Source organism: Mesotoga sp. HF07.pep.5.2.highcov (assembly GCF_003666285.1).
GTDB classification, from domain to species: Bacteria; Thermotogota; Thermotogae; order Petrotogales; family Kosmotogaceae; genus Mesotoga; species Mesotoga prima.
Window position 1 is genome coordinate 1 of record NZ_JFHJ01000556.1, and the last position, 19984, is coordinate 19984.

The 19984-nt window shown below is 46.0% G+C and carries 15 protein-coding genes and 1 pseudogene; 5 read left to right on the top strand and 11 right to left on the bottom strand.

Going from position 1 to position 19984, the window contains the following annotated elements; all coding sequences use genetic code 11:
* Positions 1-377: 377 nt before the first annotated feature.
* Positions 378-509 carry a helix-turn-helix domain-containing protein gene (locus BG32_RS15430; RefSeq protein ID WP_147434994.1) on the bottom strand — a complete coding sequence of 44 codons (132 nt, stop codon included), beginning with the start codon at positions 507-509 and terminating at the stop codon, positions 378-380.
* 247 nt (positions 510-756) lie between these two features.
* Between BG32_RS15430 and BG32_RS11720 the strand changes: the two genes are divergently transcribed.
* Together BG32_RS11720 and BG32_RS11725 are read left to right on the top strand one after the other, a co-directional pair.
* On the top strand, positions 757-1026 hold the full coding sequence (locus BG32_RS11720; protein ID WP_121526878.1) for a hypothetical protein: 270 nt from the start codon (positions 757-759) through the stop codon (positions 1024-1026).
* A 32-nt stretch (positions 1027-1058) separates the two neighbouring features.
* On the top strand, positions 1059-2231 hold the full coding sequence (locus BG32_RS11725) for a PIN domain-containing protein (protein WP_121526867.1): 1173 nt from the start codon (positions 1059-1061) through the stop codon (positions 2229-2231).
* A gap of 45 nt (positions 2232-2276) precedes the next feature.
* On the opposite strand, the gene BG32_RS11730 is transcribed toward BG32_RS11725, so the two are convergent.
* The 8 genes and pseudogenes from BG32_RS11730 to BG32_RS11765 all read right to left on the bottom strand — a co-directional run bounded on the left by BG32_RS11730 (position 2277) and on the right by BG32_RS11765 (position 14274).
* Entirely contained in the window at positions 2277-3452 is a 1176-nt protein-coding gene (locus BG32_RS11730) for a helix-turn-helix domain-containing protein (RefSeq protein ID WP_121526868.1), read from the bottom strand.
* Between the two features lie 54 nt (positions 3453-3506).
* Positions 3507-3935: a hypothetical protein gene (locus BG32_RS11735; protein WP_147434996.1), complete on the bottom strand. Its 429-nt coding sequence runs from the start codon at positions 3933-3935 to the stop codon at positions 3507-3509.
* 124 nt (positions 3936-4059) lie between these two features.
* A complete protein-coding gene (locus BG32_RS11740; protein WP_121526870.1) occupies positions 4060-4677 on the bottom strand; it encodes a DUF6305 family protein in 618 nt (205 codons plus the stop codon).
* Between the two features lie 171 nt (positions 4678-4848).
* On the bottom strand, positions 4849-6930 hold the full coding sequence (locus BG32_RS11745; RefSeq protein ID WP_121526871.1) for a DUF499 domain-containing protein: 2082 nt from the start codon (positions 6928-6930) through the stop codon (positions 4849-4851).
* Complete coding sequence (locus BG32_RS11750) at positions 6927-7439, bottom strand: ATP-binding protein (RefSeq protein ID WP_121526872.1); 513 nt, start codon at positions 7437-7439, stop codon at positions 6927-6929. Before BG32_RS11750 ends, BG32_RS11745 begins: the two co-directional genes overlap by 4 nt.
* A pseudogene (locus BG32_RS11755) lies at positions 7439-10149 on the bottom strand (DUF1156 domain-containing protein). Before BG32_RS11755 ends, BG32_RS11750 begins: the two are co-directional and overlap by 1 nt.
* 21 nt (positions 10150-10170) lie before the next feature.
* On the bottom strand, positions 10171-13482 hold the full coding sequence (locus tag BG32_RS11760) for a helicase-related protein (RefSeq protein ID WP_220660335.1): 3312 nt from the start codon (positions 13480-13482) through the stop codon (positions 10171-10173).
* Between the two features lie 645 nt (positions 13483-14127).
* Positions 14128-14274, bottom strand: a complete 147-nt coding sequence (locus tag BG32_RS11765; protein ID WP_259459704.1) for a hypothetical protein — start codon at positions 14272-14274, stop codon at positions 14128-14130.
* Between the two features lie 587 nt (positions 14275-14861).
* On the opposite strand from BG32_RS11765, the gene BG32_RS11770 reads away from it, so the two are divergent.
* Genes BG32_RS11770 through BG32_RS11780 form a run of 3 tightly spaced genes read left to right on the top strand, consistent with a single transcriptional unit; the run spans position 14862 to position 17109 of the window.
* A complete protein-coding gene (locus BG32_RS11770; protein ID WP_121526874.1) occupies positions 14862-15110 on the top strand; it encodes a hypothetical protein in 249 nt (82 codons plus the stop codon).
* Positions 15091-15831, top strand: coding sequence for a hypothetical protein (locus tag BG32_RS11775; protein WP_121510558.1), 741 nt, complete (start codon positions 15091-15093; stop codon positions 15829-15831). Before BG32_RS11770 ends, BG32_RS11775 begins: the two co-directional genes overlap by 20 nt.
* 3 nt (positions 15832-15834) lie before the next feature.
* Positions 15835-17109, top strand: coding sequence for a DnaB-like helicase C-terminal domain-containing protein (locus tag BG32_RS11780; RefSeq protein ID WP_121526875.1), 1275 nt, complete (start codon positions 15835-15837; stop codon positions 17107-17109).
* 467 nt (positions 17110-17576) lie between these two features.
* Here BG32_RS11780 and BG32_RS11785 read toward each other — a convergent pair whose 3' ends face one another.
* Both BG32_RS11785 and BG32_RS11790 read right to left on the bottom strand, forming a co-directional pair.
* Positions 17577-17852: a hypothetical protein gene (locus BG32_RS11785; protein WP_121526876.1), complete on the bottom strand. Its 276-nt coding sequence runs from the start codon at positions 17850-17852 to the stop codon at positions 17577-17579.
* A gap of 71 nt (positions 17853-17923) precedes the next feature.
* Positions 17924-19240 (bottom strand): IS3 family transposase, encoded by a 1317-nt coding sequence (locus tag BG32_RS11790; RefSeq protein ID WP_121526877.1) that lies wholly within the window; start codon positions 19238-19240, stop codon positions 17924-17926.
* Positions 19241-19984: the final 744 nt, after the last annotated feature.

Sequence of the window (19984 nt, forward strand, 5' to 3'; positions counted from 1 at the left end):
ATTCCTCCAAAGCCACTTCGAGGTATGAGACCCTTGTTACCTTGATGAGACTACTCTGCATTCGTTCTGCAACCCTTGGCAAGTAATGTAACACAAGCTTTCCTCACATCTACACTGACGAGTTCCCTAGACTTGATCATATTTCTACTAAATCGAAGAAATCCAAAAGATTCTCTCTTAAGGTCGCGCATTATCTATCTACTCTTGTTTTTCTCCTTAATATCGCAAAGCGCTATAATGACTTCGCATAGCAGTTTACCAGTGAGAGGAGCGGGAAAAGAGCTGCGCTTTGCTTTTCTTTTCTATCATTAAGAATGCCCTCACAGATTTTCGTATTCGATTCCTCGTCTAGTATGAAAAATGGAGTCTGACCCCAATTAACTCCGCAGTCTTCTGTAAACGGCGCATTTGGTTACTGCGAATGTTTTCGCTATATCGATTACCGGTATCTCCTGATCGTACATCTCCACTATCTTTCCAATCTCTTCCGTTGTCAGTTGCCTTTGCACGGTCTGCGACCTCCTTCTTTTTATGTGTTTCAACTGAAGAGATAACAAGTCACCGTGCGTAGAGAATACAAATGTGGCAAAACCCATGAAATGACGATTATAGCGGGTTGATATAGTCAGAGCCTCTCGCTGCCCGGGAAAATATGTGGTTTCGCTGAATTCGCGGACGAACGATTTGGCTGAGAATGTAACAGCGACTATAATACTTCATGTTATGAGAAAACATATTCGGAGGTAAGCGGACGTGATGGAACCGGCTTCAGATGACTACAGAATACTGGCAATCAGAGACTTCGGGAAGGCGTTCCACAGAAGGACCGCCAGGATACTGTTTAGAAAACAACAAGTTACCGAAGAAGAGATGAAGGAGATCACATACAGGCTGTGGAGAGACCGCGGGCAGGACGTGGAGCAATTCGTGACGGTCTTCTTCCTGCCTGGGATGGACACCGACTCGTTCGCTTACGCATTCGGATCATGTCTGAAGGACGGCAATGCTGTGGTGAGTTTCGGTTAGCAGATTTGTTTCAGAAGAGGAGCTGGTGAACCGTGTATCTTGTTCCGGATACCAACGTTTTCCTAGAATGCAAGTATTTTGATGACGTAGACTGGCGAGAGATCACGGGAGAAAAAGACGTGGTACTCGTAGTTCTCCCAAAAGTTATTCATGAGCTGGATGTCCACAAGGTTTCGCATCATAATAAAAAGAAAGCGGAGAAGGCGAGAAAGCTCCTGAAACGCATTGAACAGCTGATTGATAACAACGAGAATACCAAAAAGGGCATACCGGTAATCATGGAATATGGCCTTGAAGCCGATGTTTCTTCTAGCTATGCCGATGACGTAATAATCGCTGAGGTGCTAGCTCTGAAGAGGGGACATCCTGATGAAAAAGTAATGCTTGCTTCCGCCGATACAGGAATGGGTTTCAATGCAAAGTCAAAAGGCATCGATGTACTGAAAATCGAAGATTCTCTCCTAGAAACGCTTGTGGACGAACGAGATGAGAAGATCAGGAAACTTACTGAAGAACTACAGAGACTGAAGAATCAACAGCCAAGACTCTATCTAACTTTTCCGGGTGGCGATGAAAAGAATATCATAGACTTTTCTGAGTTTGACAGAAAAGCATCCGATCCAGAGTTTATAGAAGATTTGGTCGAAAGGGAAATAAGCGAAGCCATTCATAGTGCACATTCCTTCGAGCACTATCTTGTGGATAAGAACGACTCGGAAATACTGGCTTACGGAAAGGAATACAGAGAATATCTCGAAGCGGTTTATGAATATAGACGGACTACTTTCAAGTTGACGTTCGAATTACACAACGATGGTACCGCGGTCGCTGATGACATGCTGATTTTTATCGATTTTCCCGAATTGATCGACTTGTCTGAAGCCGATTTTCCGTTGCCGGATAAACCGAGCCGTCCGTACTCGTATGAAGGAATGTTTGGAATCTCTAAGTGGCCAAATAATGTACCGTTCATTCGTCCGGGAACAGTGAACTGGATTTCAGTTAACGCAAAGGAGCATAAGGTAAAATATCATCAGGAATCTCTCCATCACCAGCTTATGCTTGAATTGAAGGCTATCCATTGTAAATTCAGATCGCTTCAAGACCGCAAACTATTCGTAGTGAATTACACAATCAACGCCAGAAATATGAGTGTTCCCAAACAAGGAACACTGAGAGTGGAAGTGGCTTTAGTAAACATATAAGCAAAGTTGGAGGGTCTTATTAAATAGGTTAATCGGGATGTTCATTTACTTGGATTGTTTTCTTTTTCCTTCCTTATTGTAGTTAAGGCTCTCAGAATGTCCTCCTGCACGCCATATATCATCGAAAATGCGTTTCATGATGGTTTCCACATCCTCGCTTGGGTCATGGAGTTGCGTTTCTGGAATTATAAGGGAGTCTCTATCGATAGGATCTTTATGGGATAGAAGATTACTTTGATAAATCCGGTATCCTTTTACTCCAATAAGAGACGCGTATATGATTCTTGGATAGCTGCAACCCAATCTATCCTGCAGCTGTACTAGCTTTTCTATTGCTTTGATAGAAAACTGTTCAAGAACTTTGATTCGTATCTTCGGGAAATCGTTGATATCATCGGAGAATGGTCTAGTATACATGAGTTCGATACAACCATTACTAAAAAGCTGGACATATGTGGGTTCAATCTTGGATTTGGAGAAAACTACAAAACCGTCGAAATTGTACTTTGCATATTCGTACAATGAACCAAGGCTATTAAAAAGCTCATTGCGAATTTCGTGCTCATCAAATCCGCCAATATAGTCTGTCGCAACTGAACTCAAACTTTCTGCAGGGATAATGTGAAACACAATGTGTGGCTTTGGTGCAACAGACACTGGTCCATCACCGCTTTCGATTTTCACGAGACGGTCAAGTCTGAAGTTGCGTATTCGCTCGTCCAGAGCAGCAGACGACGTGAAAGCTTCTCGTATTTGAGAGACGTCCATCTGAAATTTGCCGGAATTGGTTCGATAATAGAAGCGGGAGGAACCACCGAGAGTAACCATATGTGGACCATAAAAGCTTTGCGGTATTTCAATCATGAACACGCAGTTCCCGTTCTGAAGTTGAATTGCCTTGATTTTCTGCCTAATGCGTGGAGCAATGTTATTATCAATCAGATTGTCCATTGTCTGTGTAAGAGCATCTGGATCGTCACATGGCATGCCCGGAATATCTGTTATGACACCTTTTTCTTCTGCTACACCGAACAGAATCCTTCCCCCGATAGTGTTGGCAAAAGCCGAAACATCTGCCAGAAATTCCTTCTTTTTGTCGTTGCCTTTTAGGGAAAGATCGACTTTGTAATCCAAGCGGCGGTCTTCACATACCTGGTTGTCTTTGAGCGATATCAGCGTGTTTTCGTCGATAGAATCAAAAGAAACGGCTGGAAAGAACATGTTCACCTCCGAATGAAGCCATACAAAACGGAAATATCTCGCCTTAATATATAATCAAAAAACGAATCTCGAAATGTAGCCCTCAATGGGTTCTTGCAGAAAACCGAGTTTCTCCTGAATATCTATAGAAGGCGGCGGCGCGACATGGGCGCCCAGATAGTAACTTGCGGTTTCAAACACCAGGCAATCTGCATAGAAACGGGTGGTCAGCCCCAGTATATTCATCTCGTCCGGAAGCACAGTAATCTCTTCATAGCTTTCCGCGCTTTCATCGTCATCATAATCAAGTATCTTGTAGGTCTTTCCATCCGCACAGCTAATGGTGTCATCTAGACTGCTTATGGCAAACGGGAAGAAGAGAGTCAAACCGTCCTGTATGATCTCTTTCTCCAGATCGCGATTCCCGTCGTCTATTTGCTTAGGCGGCTTTGAATAGCCTTTGAAAATCACGATCGCCGAAGATGGTTCTATACCTTCGCTCACATTCTGCTTGCAATACTCGAGAGTGCTCTGTATGAATCCCTACAGATCAAACTTGTCTATCGGATATGCTGTCTTCATAAGACCTCCTTATCAATATGGATACTGTTTTTGCTGTCGGAAATGTTTAGTGTCGGGCGATCAAATTAGGAACAAGTAGATTCATCAAGTAATCAGTATCACCAAAGAATTTGATCAAAATATCCCTGATATCGATGCCCTTCTCAAACAGCTCAAGCGGTACTTTGTATTTCTCACTCACATTGGTAAAGAAGCCATCTTGATTAGCATCAGACCTGACAAAATAGGCATCTGAATATGGCGAAAGGGTATTAACTACGAGATCCGACCATGGCCCTCTGCGCGACGCACCTTCAATATTACAAACAATCACGCTTTTCCCAGCGCTTTTTGCCTCGATTGCAAGGTGTCGAACTCTCTCGATTTCGTCGTCAAGACTTATGTATAATGCTCCCAACGCTTTTGCGCTAACTCCAACAACAAATATCAGGGTATTATACGAGCTCGAGTTCAAGCAATCGGAATTCAGAAGATTATCAAACGTGTAATCCAGTTCCATCATGTCTGCAATAAGAGTCAACTGTAATGCTCCTGGAGATTGCCCTGCTGAAGTTATCATTAAAGGCTCTTTGAATTCGTATGCTCTTGGATATTTGAAGTATCCGCAAGATGACATGATCAGAATCGCAAAAAAGAGCAGAATAAACAAATGAGTTTTGTGCAAACCATCGCCTCCAACAATTAGCTGTAGTGCATTTTTGATGCTTCATGAGTCAGTTATGAGAATCATATTTCACACAAAGAAGTATCTCAATTCCACATAATACAAAGTTCTCCTTTGATATGTAGAACGAAAGCCAAGCACATTTTAGACACACATATGCTCGTAGAGCTGTTACTCATTGATCTCTATTCCCGCCTGTTCGAAGGCCTCTGCGATCTTGTTTTCGTATTCCTGCCGCGTTATTGAACCCTCGGACGCCGAAATCGTCAGCTGTATATTCTGGTACTTTTCGTGCAGGTAATTGACTATCCTCATAACATCCGACGATTTGCCTTTCGGCAGGTGAAAAGTCAGATCAAGTCTTTCTATCGCTCCAGATGAGGAACGAGTCGTTTCATCGTCTGCCCCGGGTTTACCTATGGCGGGGTCAGTACCACTATCTGGATCTTTCACTACTTTATTCACCGTGTTCTCACCGGAGTCTCCGTGATAGCCAATCCCCGGTTCTTTCTCTGCCAACTCTTTACACTTGGCAAGCGCAAGCAGCAGTTCCACGCTGGAAAATTGGAGTTCCGGAACGGTAGTATCCTGCGCGCTCTTCCTGTCGTTGAAATACATGAGCTTGAGGCCTCCGCCATTTTCCATGGCAAGTCCGAAGAGACCGTTCTTCAAACCTTCGACTATCGCCTCTTCGAGTACGCCTCTGTTCATCAGCAGCGGTTCGCCCGGGGTCTGGAGGTGTGACTTCCACAATTGCTCCGTGTAAAGGCGATCACTGTCTTTCATGTATTTTGCCTGTATCACTATCGGGGCGAGTTTGTCGATAAGCTTCTGCTCCGATTTCAGGTGATCGAATACCCTTTCGTCCAGAGTTTTGTTTTCTCCGTATGTCGGTATGCCCAGATCGGTTGGGAGCAGACCGTTCTTTATCGGGATATATATCTCTCTGTACACTCTGTGGACGCCGTCATCGAGTTCCGAGGAGATTTTCCTCATATCCTCTCTTAGCTTCCTTCTGTCCGTTTCACCGAGTTCCAGCGTTTCATCTCGCTCAATGGCGTCGAAGGCCAGCTTATGCTTCATCTGCTTTTCAAAGTTTGTTTTCTCGCCCGGACACAGGAAGATTATCGTGTTTCGATTGACTCTCGGAGTGCTGTTCCCCCTGTTGTTTACAATTTCCATCATCATCTGTTTGTCGACGCTGTCCAGAACAAGCAACTTCAAATCGTAGTTGTCGGGAATGTCTTTGTAGCTCTGTTCGCCTACGAACGTCTTGAATCGCTTGCCGGATATGTTTCTCTTCAGAAGCTCTTCTTCCAGCTCCTTGAGGCTTTCCGACGACACGTTTTCCATCTTTGTATGAATGATCCTGTTCAGGTTCGGCTTGTTGCTGAAGAAGTATTTGTCGTCGGTATTTTGGAGATAGAAGAGCCTGTTCTTCAAACGTTCCAGACAATCGGAAATCACTTCCGCCGGATTATCATACGCCGCCGCCTGCCGCTTTATATCCGTGAGGGTCGCCCCGTGTTCGCGACCGCCTGAGAATGAATACATGAATATCGTCTGGGCAGCCCTGGTTGCTATATTCAGATTCTGATAAGCTCTCCCCAACTCTGGATTCGTCCTCACGGTTCCCGAGTCATCGGCCGTTATGTCCGATGCGATGACGCTGTTGAATTCGGAGCCGGTGAATTTGATTAACTCCTGTCTCAACTCCTGATTATCGAGATCGAAGTCGGCCAGGCTTATATAGGAATTACCGCTCTTCAGCATGGAGTGGATGACCAGCGCCAGAATACGGAGAACACCCCTCGTTCTCTGGAACTCCGGGTAGCTTCCCCAGCGGTGATAAAGCACGTCTATTACTTCGGGTGCGAAGGGGTATGAGTCCAGGAAGCGAGTCCTGTAATCGCTCTTTTCTATGCCTGCAGGGAGCATCGACTGGTTTGCGAAATAATCCACCAGATTGGAGACGACCGCTTCCGCAGCTCTTTCATCTATGGTCGAGAACAGCCTTTTTCGGATTATCTTTGTCACTTCGCTGTCCTTCACAGGGGCATAGACCTTCTCTTTTCTTCCCAGTGTCTTTTTCAGCTTTGACAGCAGTCTCTCGGCTGCCTCGGAGGACTGTTCTATGAAGCTTGACTGAAGCGTTACCAATGCGCATACGCCGGAAATGGAAGAAGCCTCCTCCGATAGTTCCTGCATGAAGGCAAGAGTCTGTTCCGCAAGAGTAGTGTCCTCAACTTTCACGCCGGAGGCTTTGTCATGTATCCCATCAGTTCATCCATGAGGATAAGAACCGGTGCGTTTGTAGTCAGGACTTTGTTCAAAGCCTCTCTCCCCGGAGAAGTCCTGCCTGTAAGATACCTGATCTCTCCCGTCAGCTGGCGCTCTATCTCTCCCCATAGAGTCTTATCCTTGTCCAAAACTGTGCCTACAAGAACGACTCTCTTCGCGTTCCATTCCCCCGCCTTATGATATAGCGCAATCATGGAGTGGGTCTTACCGCCGCCGAACGGTGTCTGGACCTGAAGAACGGAGTCCCCTCCTCGCCCCTCCAGTCTTTTCTGAACGGTTTCCAGCAGCTCCTTCAGACCGTCCGTCTGATAAGTCTTTCTGAAGAACACATCCGGATTCGAGTATTCCTGTGGGCCTTTACCGCGACTGGCGTTCCAGAGGTCGGCGGCGAAGACGCTCATCTCCAGAGCGCCGCTTTTTATATCTTCGTGAGGAATCGCAACCGTGTGAAAGGGCTTCATCAGAATAACCTCCCTTGCTGTTCGCTGTCTTTCTCATGCTTCTTTATTGAATCCTCTCTTATTCGCTCTCTGCCAGCCAGGAATCCATCCAGCAGCTTCTTCTCCTTGTTTTCGTTTGGAAGCGTCTCGCTTATTGCCTGAGCTACCCTGTAAAAGGCGTCGTTCTTTCCAAAACCAGAATCGGAAAGCAACTGCAATAGTTCATCGCGTTTGCTAGATTCCCATAGAAGAAGCGTTTTGTGCAGCACATCTATGAGCTCGTGGGTATCTTCTAGTTCCTTCAGCTTTCGATCCTGCGGACCCAAAAGACGGACGAATTCCTTCTCTTTTCGTATGAAACCCTTGCCGTTCCATTCAAGAGAGAGATCCATTCCGCAGCTCTGGGCGAGTTTTCGGGCTTCGTCGAATGGCACTTTGACATCGCCATAATTCCATCGCCAAAGGACGTACAAGCGCGTCTTGTCTGAGATTTCCGAAGCAAATCCGTTATGCAGGATCTGGCGGATCGCGTAATCGGTGGCGATAATCCTGACGTCTTCAAGAAGCCGATCGGCGCGTATGATGTTGCCCTGCAGGTCCATTACTTTCTCATATTTTCCGAAGATTTCTATCGCGGAGCCAATGGCCGCTATGAAGAAGTCTCCGCCGCCGATTCCCTCGGCCCAGAGTCGATCCAACTTCCTGTCAAGGTGCTTCTTCAATTCTTCGCGAACTTCATTATAGAAAACTATGCCGCTCCTCTCTACTTTTCGGGCCACGATGTATATTGAAGATGCGAGAGCAGCTGACTCTTGTGAACGTAACCGGGCCTGCATTTCAGTGTTCACGGGCCACGCGGCAGTCATAACAAGCCCTGAATCCAGCAATGAGTTTATTAGCGTTTCCCAGCCTTCCGTGGTCTTGTGGGCATATACTATAACCGCGAGCCCATTAGACTTTAACACTCTCTGGATCTCTCTGAAAGCCTGTGAAAGCATCTCTTCGAACTGTCGCTTCCCCGCTTCAACACCTGCTTCAGTTGAATAAGCGACTATCTCGTTCTTCTTCGGGGTCAGAGATGTGGAGAAGAGCTCCGGATAGAGATCCCCTATACTTCTTTTGAGCCATACGTAGAAGAAATCGGAGAGATACGAGTACGGGACATTATCGTAATATGGCGGGTCGGTTATTACTGCATCGAAGTAGTTACTTTCATAAGGGAGATTAGTAGCCGAAATAGAACTAACATGACCCGGGATCATTCTTGAAAGCAGTTCAATGTTTATCATGATGTCTTTCAACATTTCTGAATAGCTTCTTGACTTGCCGAATATGTTATTAACTTCAATATAATCCCATAACATTGGCAAAGCTTGCCTTGAAAACGTATCAGCTATAGTATCACGGTTACTTTGCCATCTTGCCAGTGTGGAAGAAGAAGAAGCCATTTTATCCAAGTGAATAGAAAGAAACGTCAGCAATGTTTTCGCATACTCTCTCTCAATCCCTTCAGCGATCATCTTTCTATAAGCCTCTTTAACCTTTTCCGTGAATGTTATAAGAGAGAGCTTCTGCCGAGAGTTGAAGAGACTGCCCCAAGTCATAAACCCGTAACTCTCCCTAGGTGCAAATGGTCGTTGGGTTATTGTGTGTACGATTGGGATTTCTTCATCCGGTACAGGATCTATTCCCCACAGATCATGTAGCTTCTTTCGTTTCTCTTCCATGTATTCTGCTGCCTTATTGAAGACTTCCATATCTTCTTCGGTCGCTATCCTGTAACGCTTGCCCGTCTCGCCCGGCTTTGTCAGTATGACGGCGACCATCCTCTCCCCCGCCTTACCTTCCTGAAAGAGCCTGCGAGTTGTAGTTGCTTCAACCGCTGACCCGCATACAGGGCAGACCGCAACTGCACGTGAGACTGTTCCTTATCGGGGTCAAAATCATCCGGCATCTTTTCATAACCGGTCCCAACTATTTTGAACTCAACCTTTCCATCTTTTATATACGGATATAACGCTATCTTTCGGCTACTCTTGTTCGCAAGCCACCAGTTAGTCGTAAGGGGGATATGAGCTTTGCACGAAGGATTTTGACATGGGACTGTCCGCATCCAGTAGTATCCAACCGGAACTGACCCGTCCGGATCGTTCGGATAGAATCTTCCTATATCCTTTTTCGCTTCTTCCAGGACCCAGTCTGCCCACTTCTTGACGTCTTGAAGTAACGGGTTAACTTCACTCTTGTCCAGCATAACGTTGCCGGTATCCCTCTTTACCGGCTTCCCGTATTTCTGTGGATACTCCAGAGTCGCCTTCTGTATGAGCACCGCAACGGGGTTTAGATCACCCGTGTACGTCTCGCAGCCGAGTCGGAGCGCTTCCAGCGGAATCGATCCTCCGCCGCCGAAGGGATCGAGAACCTTTGGCGGTTGCCCGTTGTTGGCTTTCAGTATATCTTTTCTGGCCTTATCCAAGAGCTCCCTGTTATTTGAGTTCTCCCATTTAGATAATTCAATTATGAAATTTCGCCTGGCATTCAGATCATCGACGTCTTTCGGCTCGGGAACGAGAGCCGCATATGTTGTAGCGCGCGAAGAAGCCAGAGGCTTTCTGGACCACCAAATATGAAGCGTGGATATGTTGCCATGACGGATATTCTTCTCTTTTGCCGCTTCAGTACCAACTTCCTTCACAGGAAAACTCTCTTCTATAAACCTTCGCTCGCTCAACTGGTTCGCCCCCTCTATCGACTACGAATTGTCTATCGGGTAGTTCTTTATCTGATTCGGAGATACCAGGTATCTCACCGACTCTATTCGTTCAGTCGGCGTAAGGTTGTTCGCAGGGTCCTGTATTATGTACAGCTCCGGTTCCTTAGCCGCGTTCAAAATCACATACAGGAAGTAGTCGGAACCAAACCTCTTCGCCTTGAGCCATTCGTTCTGGGTCAGTTCGACAGGTCCCGTGGTTGCCCTCGCCTTCACTTCAATGTATCTGAATGTTCCATCCATTAACTTTGAACGTATATCGAAGCCGAGATTCTCCGCGCTCACGTCCTGTGGTTCTCTATTGTGATGTCTTTCGTAATCCATGGAGATGTCCATCCCGATCTTTTCTATTTCGGGGTCGCTCACCATGAAGGGATCGGAAGGCTTTTCGGGGAAGACCCGGATCACTCCGGCGAACTGAGGCATCGACATTGTGAGGCTTCTCTCACTTTCGATCTGCTGGATGAGATTCTTCAACTGCTGTTCGTAACGCTGCTTTCTGTCATGCTTGTTTCTCATGGCGAGATCGACGTCCTCGCCTCTGTCTTTGCGTGCCTGCAGATCGATAAGTTCTCCATCGAGCTTTATTATGAGGTGCTCGAGAGACCGGACTCCGTATTTCTCTTTTATTTCGCCCTGGTGGTCTCTTTCTTCCTGAAGCTCCTTCAGATACTTTTCCAATTCCCCTATTGAATAGCTCGACGCTTTCTTCTTCAGTTCCTGTATATCTGCAGAATTACACTCCAACTTTTCTTCCTTCAAATCCCAGATTATGTCCGGAGATACCGGGTTAATCTCATCGTCGTTTGTGAAACAGGCGAACAGCCTTTTGCCCGCAGTCTTTCCTTCGCCGTCGGTTATCTCGCCCTCGAAGAAGAATATGTACCCGTTCATTCTTCCGTCTGGATCGACAAACGTAGCTCCTTCAAGAGGCGTGAGACCGTATTCGTCACTCACCCAGTCGAGAAGAGATTCGAACATAGGGTGACCGAATGTTATGAATTCGACGTCCGGATGCCTGAAGGCCTGCTCATTATCGAAGGTGATTTTGGGATAGCTCCTAAGGATCCTGTTGTTCGTAACGCCGTCACGCTGGCGCAGCTTCACGGGGACCTGTTCGAGAGCGAAGAACTCTCCCCGCTGTTTCATGACTCCGCCGGCTTTCTCGAAGGCCTTCCTGAAGAACCGTTCCGTGTATTCGGGAATCAGCTTGTGCTCCCTTGCGCGCTGGGCCATTTCCTTTATTCTCGTGTAATCTATGAAGCTGCTTGCTAGGCTGTCTCCCAGAATTTCTTTGAGCTCGCTATTTCTTTCGTGATCGACCCATATATCCATTTCGGCGATTATCTCGTCTATGTTCCTTGCGTTCGCCGCCGCTTCAGTTAGCATCTGCGGGAAGTCCCTGCCGTAGAATACTTCGCTGAGGACATCGAATACCTTGTCGTTCCCAAGGGCGCGGCGGATCTCGTCCAGTTTGTCGAACAGTCGCTTCAGAACCATGCCTTCGCGGGTATCCTCTGCGACCATATTGAACACGAAGACTTCTCTGTTCTGCCCGTACCTGTGTATTCTTCCCATTCGCTGTTCCAGTCTGTTCGGGTTCCAGGGGATGTCATAGTTTATCATCATGTGGCAGAACTGAAGGTTTATTCCCTCTCCGGCGGCCTCGGTAGCCACCATTATCTGTTTCTCGTTCTTGAATATGCTTTCCGCGGCTATTCTGTCCTCCAGTCTCATCCCGCCGTGTATGGTGGTGACTGTGTAGCTCCACTCCATAAGCTTCCTTTCGAGATAATCGAGAGTGTCGCGCGATTCCGTGAAGACGAGTATCTTCTGATCATACAAATCGCTGAATTTGCCGGATAGTTTCACCAGCGATTCCTTCAGGTGTTTCAGTTTCGTCTCCGACTCCTGACTTATGATCTTCTTCGCGCGAAGGATTAGATTGTCCAGGGTGTGTATTTCGGCTTTCAGTTCGTGCTTGTTCTCGGATACACTGAGAGCCTCCCAGAGCTCTTCTTCTTTCCATCTGTCCTCTTCAGACATATCCTCGATGTCGTCATAGTTTATCTGAGGCATACTTTGTCTAAGCTCGGCCGTCTTCAGGAGCTCTTCCAGCCTGTCCTTCCTTCGCTCGAGAGAACGCAGCAGCGCGTATGTGCTTGAGGCAAAACGCCGCTGGAGTATCACGAGGGCGAAGGCAATATTTCGCCTCCTGTCTTTCGAAAGAGCCTTGTTATACTGCTCGTTGACGTATCTCGAGAGATCGTTATAAAGCTCTTTCTCTTCGTCGTCCTCTTCATCCAGCCTGAAACTGACCGTGCTCACGTGCCGCGGCAGGAAGAGAGGTTTCCCGTCGAAGTCTTTCAGTTCCTCTTTGACCCGTCTGATGAACAGCGGATTGTCCCTGTTCTGGATTGATTCGCCGAGCAGTTCCTTCGTTGAGAAGTAGCCCGGTTCGAGTAGATCGAGAAACAGCCTGAAGTTTTCGGGATCGCCCCTGTGCGGAGTCGCCGTGAGGAAAAGAAGGTGTTCCGTCGATTTCGAGAGCACCTCTCCAAGTCTGTATCTGTTAGTCCTGTTTATCTTGTCTCCGTAGGCGGTTGCGCTCATCTTGTGGGCTTCGTCCACTATAATGAGATCGAAGTCGACCGCCGAAATGGACGGAAGTATCTCTTCGCGTTTGGCAAAGTCTATGGACGTGATTATCTGGCTTTCGCTTTCCCATATGTTCTCGCCGTAACGCGTGTCGAGCTGACCGCGATCGATAACGATGAACCTTTCTTCGAAGCGTTCCTTCAACTCCCTGCGCCACTGATCCTTCAAATGGCCGGGAACCACTATAAGCGTCCTCTTGATAACCTTGCGCAGTTTCAGCTCTTTTATGATCAGTCCCGCCATGATTGTCTTTCCGGCACCGGGATCGTCAGCGATGAGAAATCTTATCTTAGGATTTTTGAGAACGTATCCATAGACCGCCTCAATCTGATGAGGCAGCGGGTGAATCTTCGAAGTGTTCATTGCGAGCAGGGGGTCGTAAAGACTGGCATACCTGTAGCGCAGACATTCAAGGGAAAGGAATACTTCCCTGGGGTCCGCTGCAAAAGCGGTGCTGTCGCTCAATACTTCTATCGTGGAAAGCTCGGATAAAGGTATGAGACTATCAATAAGCCGTCTTGAATAACGGGTCGTGCCGACAATTCTCAGGTGATTTCCAACGTTTTCAACAGTGTTGACCAGCACTGGCTCACTCCAGCGTTTGCCGGAGAGAACCGAACCAACTTTTATATCCACCAACAAACCCCCTATGCTCATGGTGGACAAACGCCTATTTCGTTTCATTCTGGAGCGTTTCCCCTGAAAGCAATGACCGATGGCAGAAAGCTTCATCGGTTACATTAACAAGTAACGAATCAATAAAAGTCTAGCATAGTTAACATTGAGAACAAAACATTCCTAGCGAATGCAACTAGACTTCTGTTTCATTCATTGAAAGAGGTTTTTTGGGAAGTTCAATTTTGATTGAGAGACAATTCAGTTCGTGTCAAAGTTGATTCATTAGTGGACGTTCTGTTGTTTGTGAGCAAAGAATGTCCCTCAGTCGTCAAACGTGCCTGTAGAAAAGAGAATTCTTAGTGATCACGTCTTTAGCAGAGCAACTTTGCCAGACAATCCCTCTTGAGTAATGCCATAAGTGTTCTTCGTTTCTTGCTACGATTTCAAATTCTAATAATCTTGTGTTGACGCTTCTTTCAAGATCAACTTGCGGAAAATTGGAGGGCTCTTGCTTCTATTAGCATCTTTATCGCAAAACAGGATGACCTTCAACTATCACTGATATTTGCGGTCATCCTGCATTCTGATTTTTATCAGCTCTTGAATGAAACGGCTTAGTAATTTGGATCAGAATTCATATTCGTTGAAACCAACTCTATTACTTCATAACACCTTCATCGCTGTCTTCCAAAGTCCTCTGTTCAGGAACATGACGACAAGGTCTATCAAGACATCCAGGATGAAGTCGAAGAATTCTGGATCTATCTTCCATTGTTCATCTGGAAGCGCGTCCTTTATTATCTGCTTCACTTTTTCTTTCTTCTCAGACCATTGCCTGAGGATGCGACATGGACAGTTACTATTGCAATTAGGTTTCATCTTCTTGAAAATAGGTGATTTTCACCTGAGCTTGGTTTTGGAGATTCCGTGTGTATAAAATAATGACTGATATGCGAAGACCGGACTTCGGATGATCAAGAAGAGTCTCTTCGATTTTCTGAACTCTCAAGAGGAGTGTCAAGAGAATTCGACTCAGCGGATTCTATCTTTTTCATGGGAATTTAGGCAATCAGTCCTGCTTCTAAAAAGCAGCTCCGCTTGTTGGATGAGAGATATTCTCAAAATTGATTCCAGGTTTTGCTCAAGGAGGTGATCTTGAATGTAGCTCTAAATCGGGAACAACTGAACACTGTACAAGTAGTGAGGGGCAAGAGACGGGATTTTACTGCGTTATTCTTTTCGAGCACTCGGAGGGTTTTTGAAGCAAACAGTCTTAACAAAACTTAAAGAATAGTTAAGTACTTGGAATCAGGGTTTCTTTGCGATTATGATTTCCCCAGTCGGAGCTCGTGTCCCGATTCTGTAAGAAAAATTCAAACCGAAAGAAGGTGGGCAAGTTGGTAAGAAGAAAAAAAGGATCTCCTGAAAGAGATCCGAAAGGGTACAAAGGATATTTTTCCCGAAGAGATTCTAGCACAGGAAGATTCGTTAGTTCCTATCGTGATCGTTTCCGCAACATTTCCTCTGAGGAAAGAGTTCACAGGGAGTACCACAGGATTATGAACGAGATCTACGACAGGAATCGCGATTCCTATCAGAATGTAGTTGAAGAGAGGAGAGAGTTAATTGAGAGTCTCAAGATCTAATACCACATCTATTTTCAGAGTAAAGAAGCAAAGAAATTTCGTAGCGATCGACAAAAGCTTTCTGAGCGATCCTTCTCTTTCATGCAAGGCGAAAGGGCTTCTCGCCTTCTTTCTTTCCAAACCAGATGACTGGGAGTTTCGGCTCTCCGAGATCAGGAGGAATTTTAAGGATGGAAAGGAGAGTATTAGAAGGGGAATTGAAGAACTCCAGAAGGCCGGTTATGTGAAAAAAGTCAAACTGCGAGGAACGAAGGGCAAGTTCGACGGGGTGAGGTACCTGATTTACGAAACTCCTTATTTGAGCGAGGTTCACCCGCAAACCGATTTCCCGGCTTCGGGAAAACCAAAAGCGGATAATCCGTCGGCGGAAAACCCGTCACTACTAAATAATGATATTACTAAGGATACTTCGTATCGTGCAGGCACGAGCGAAGATATATCTAAGTGGGGAAAGAATGACTTCATCAAGAGAACTGCAAGTCTGATAAAAGAGAGGCTGGAAATCGAGGACAATTACAAACTTGCAGCTGCGCTAATAGGAGATTCAGATCGACAGATCGACTGGTATTTCCCCATGTGGCTTGTAGAATATTTCACCGAAGCAATAAACAGGGCAGATGATAAGAAAAAGTACCTATTTTCGCTCCTGAAGAAACCTGAGCTATGGAAGCTATTTATGAGCTTTCTCGAGAGCGAGTCGTTCAATGGAAGGGGGTTATGAGAGATGATGATTCTCGATGTCAGGTCCGAAAGGCAAGTGCTAAAGGCTTTGATACACTACATAAATCTTAGGTGCAGGATTGACGAGATAGATCGAAGGTTTCTTTCCCAGGAATCGCAGATTATCTACGACATTATTTCAAAAAAGAGAGACAAAGATCCCACTTTCATCCTGATGGAAATGTACAACAGGGTGGAACGCTTTGATGTCGATGATGTTGAACTGGTAGATGAAAACCATGCCAACAATCTGATCGACTACTTCAATGAGACTTTAAGGAACAAGAAATTCAGGTTTCTGCTAAACCAAATCTCTCGTGCTATGGGGCAAGGCAGCATGGGAATTGAGGCTGCGACCGAAAGAATCATGTCCTTCCTTCATGAGAGCTCGTCTGGATTCAAGTACGTGGACATGAAGCAGGCAAATATGCTTCTAAAGCAGTTTCACACGGATGTCTGGGCGAACAAGAGCAAGAAGCTTCATTGGCCGTTCAGATATTTCAACACGGTGTTGAACAGTCTTAGGGGTAAGGAACTTGTGGTAATAGCAGGAGAGACAGCAACGGGAAAGACTGCCTTTATGCTGAATACTGCGGATCGCTGGGCCGCCGAGGGAAAGACTATAGGATATATCTCTCTGGAAATCGATGTAGTTGACCTTAAGAACAGAATGCACCAGAAAGATTTCGATATAAACCTCAGTGCAGAGTCGGAAAAGCTGAGCGAAGAAGGACAATTGCTACTGAACGATGCGATTGACAGGACGATGGATCAGAAGATGTTCTTCTGTGACAGCGGGGTGAGATCTGTTCACGAGATCATAGCAGGCATAAAGCTGATGAATATGCTTCATCAATTCGATGTTGTCTTCATAGATTATCTCCAGCTCATGAGCTGCCCGGGAAAGCAGTCAAAGGACGCAGAGATCGGCGAGATAATGGGGTCGCTGAAGGCTCTCGCTATGGATATCAAAGTCCCGATCATAGTCGCCTCGCAACTGAACAGGGAAGTCGGCAAAAACGACAAGGGGATTCCAAAGCTCTCGAATCTTCGAGAATCTGGAACGATAGAACACAGCGCCGATGTTGTAATCCTAATTTACAGGCCAATACTGTACAATAAGAGCCAGTCGTTGAATGAATATCACGCGATAGTCGCCAAACAGAGAAACGGAAAGACAGGCACTATCTACATGGACTTCAACATGACCAGACAGTTTATCGAAGGGACGGGAACATCCGCGAAATGCAAAGAAGAACGTTCCCCTAGCCTTGTATAGAAACCGGTGCCCCCGCACCGGTTTTTTGATCCCCCGAGTTCCATGACTTTTACGGAAAACGGCTTCGTTTGCTTCCTCCGTACAGGGAACACCTCGCACAAGCCTTCGCGAGATTTTTCATGAGAGTGGGACTACCTGCCGATATTCCTAGATTCAAGTAGGAGAAGATTTAGAACCTGGAAATCTGATTTCTTCGTTTCTTTTGGCTTTTCGGAAAGAGCTTCTCTTTTCATGAAGGGCAATGAACGTGACACTCAAAATGAAACCCTTATGCCAGTCTGGGGCCTTTGACATACTCAACGAATCAAGCGCGCGGTGATTTGAAATGCGGTGGTACGTCTGGATTCCCTTTCGATTGTGCCCTTCTTTAGCGCGTTTCAGAATTCGTGCTGTCAAAGTCGATGTGTTCATTATAAGAACAAGGGCCCTTTCGAGCCCTCGACTAGATTGAGTAGGGGTTTTATCTCTTACAGCTGTGCTGCTTTTCCGAATCCTCTGCCGAGTCCCGGTCCCTTTTCGCCAGAAGCTCCGTGCCTGTAGCCTGTTCCGTCTTGGGCATTCTTTAGTTCTCTTACACCGTCATTCGGACAGTTGTCATTTATTCCGTCGCCGTCTGCATCCACAAAGTTCTCACAGGTTGTAGCATCCTGAACTCTCTGCATCGCTTTCGTTCCATAGCCTACTGCCAATGTCATTCCACCGATCAGAAGAACCGCTATCGTAATTAACACTATCTTTTTCATCTCTTACACCTCCATATGATTTTTGGTACATTCCCCTTTGACCCCCAATGGTTGGACAAGAAGTTAGAGAATCACGGTTTTACGATCTGAATCGGAGTTTCGTTGTTTAGTTCTTTAAATGCTTTAGGTGTTAAGTAATTCAAAGATGCATGAGGTCTAAGGTTGTGATAGAAATCCATGTAGACTTTGTATTTCTTGAGAACATCCTGCGAATCCTCGAAACGGTTCAGGAATACGAACTCTCTCTGCACATTTGAATGCTGAGACTCAATATGAGCTTGAGAATCTGGATTGTGTCTGTAACCGAACTCCTGGATTATATTGAGCTTTTCAAAGAACCTTCTGACTGCATTGGCTTTGAACTGAGTTCCATTGTCCGTTCTCACTACTTGCGGAAGTGATTCCTGGTAAAGAATCGCTTCTTTGAATAAGGAAATGACATCTCCACTCTTACAGCTGTTGCCAATGAACGAACCTACGATTTCCCTTGAATAGACGTCTATTATGTCCAGTAAAGCGATGTTTCCTTCAGTGATGGTGGATATGACCTTAATGTCTGCTTCCCAGAGTATTCCGGGTCTATTCAATCTATGCACTGTGGAACGTCTTACAGGATGCGTATGTCTGGTGTAGTACTTCCTTACGATCCTCAGCTTCTTTCTCAGTCTGTGCAGTTTCTTGTGGTTGACTATTATCCCCATCTCGTTCAGTAGATACTTGCTCAGTTTCTTGCTGCCGAGGACTTTCAAGTAATACCTTGGATCATATGGATCGTTGAAATAGAAAATCTCCAGGAGTATCTCCTCAAGTTCAATGTCGGTAATCATTGTTCCATCTACCTTATTACAGAAACCGCGAGTTCTATTAGGTGGTTTACCGACCAGGATAACCCTCACTTTCTTTTGATAGTGATAGCTGCTCTTTGGATAAGAAAGGACGAGTAGAACAAACTCAACTGTAAAGCCCAGTCCTATATAATCGTCAGCCAGGAATCTGTCAGTTATTCGGCTTCTCTCTTTTTTTTTTAACGCTTCTTTCAGTATCTTGACCTGCAATTTGTATTCAGCTATTTCTAGCAATAGCTTCTCTTTCTCTGTGAAAGAACCCTTGAGTTCACTTGGATTCTCTCTTATCTTGTCAAGTCCCAGTTCCTTGTATAGAACAGGTGGAATCTTATTTGGATCTCTAATGAAACTTCCAGATCGCGATACTTTAAAGAACGCAGCTTCTCCTTCCTTTCTGTATTTCACGGTCCAATTGTTCAATGTCTTGGAGCTTATTCCATTCTCTTGTGCAATCTCTTCAAGTGTCTTGTCTGTCTCCACAAACTCCTTAGCTAATCTGAGTTTGAACTCAGGATCATAACGCTTACCTCTCGGATGCTTCATCCATATTCACCCCTTCTTAGTCTACTATTCCTTAATTGCTTGTCCAATTCCCCTGGGGGGTGAATACGATTCTCAGTCTACGGCCCATTTCTTAGAGCCCGCTTAGCATCCGCTTAGAGGTTGCTTAGAAACGTGGTAGCAGGTATGGGTTAGGGGGTTGGAAGAGCAAAGCAAGAACGGTTAGCCGTTGGACGGTTCTCCGTTCCCCGAAAAGGACTGTTGCAAGTTCCAAGATGCAAGTTGTGAGTTGCGCCAAGAAGCAGCTGACCGTCAACGGTCCACCGTCCTCAGAAAACCAGTAGAAGTGATGCCGCTTCCGCGGGAGGAATTCAGAAGCCAGTCTGCTTTCGTAGGTCAGCTCCCACTATGTCGGGCGAAACGACTGCTGTTTGTTTGAAAGAAAATGCTTCACGCAGTGAAAAACAGTCCATGCCCCGGATCAAGGGACGATCCTCTAGAAACTGTTTGAGCTTCTGAATAAGGATTTTAATCCTCCTTGAGGGAGGAGGGCCACGAAGTGGCGGAGGGTGTGAGTCTCCAACGTTTGGAAAAGTTGATGCCCCGACATAGTCCCCTGAGACGGTTGTTCGATGTTCATTCCTGGTTGCTTCTATGAGCATACCTATGGATCACAGACCAAACAACGCGAAGAATGAATTTGTAGTTCAATTGCGAAAAGGCCAACCTATTCTAAACGGTGTTCAAAGTGCACACTCCCCACCGCAAGCGGTCCCCCCCGCTCAA

Coding starts and splice junctions, on each gene's coding strand:
- BG32_RS11720 (WP_121526878.1), top strand. CDS start 757: ATGGAACCGGCTTCAGATGACTACAGAATACTGGCAATCAGAGACTTC.
- BG32_RS11730 (WP_121526868.1), bottom strand. CDS start 3,452: ATGTTCTTTCCAGCCGTTTCTTTTGATTCTATCGACGAAAACACGCTG.
- BG32_RS11750 (WP_121526872.1), bottom strand. CDS start 7,439: ATGAAGCCCTTTCACACGGTTGCGATTCCTCACGAAGATATAAAAAGC.
- BG32_RS11780 (WP_121526875.1), top strand. CDS start 15,835: ATGATGATTCTCGATGTCAGGTCCGAAAGGCAAGTGCTAAAGGCTTTG.
- BG32_RS11785 (WP_121526876.1), bottom strand. CDS start 17,852: ATGAAAAAGATAGTGTTAATTACGATAGCGGTTCTTCTGATCGGTGGA.
- BG32_RS11790 (WP_121526877.1), bottom strand. CDS start 19,240: ATGAAGCATCCGAGAGGTAAGCGTTATGATCCTGAGTTCAAACTCAGA.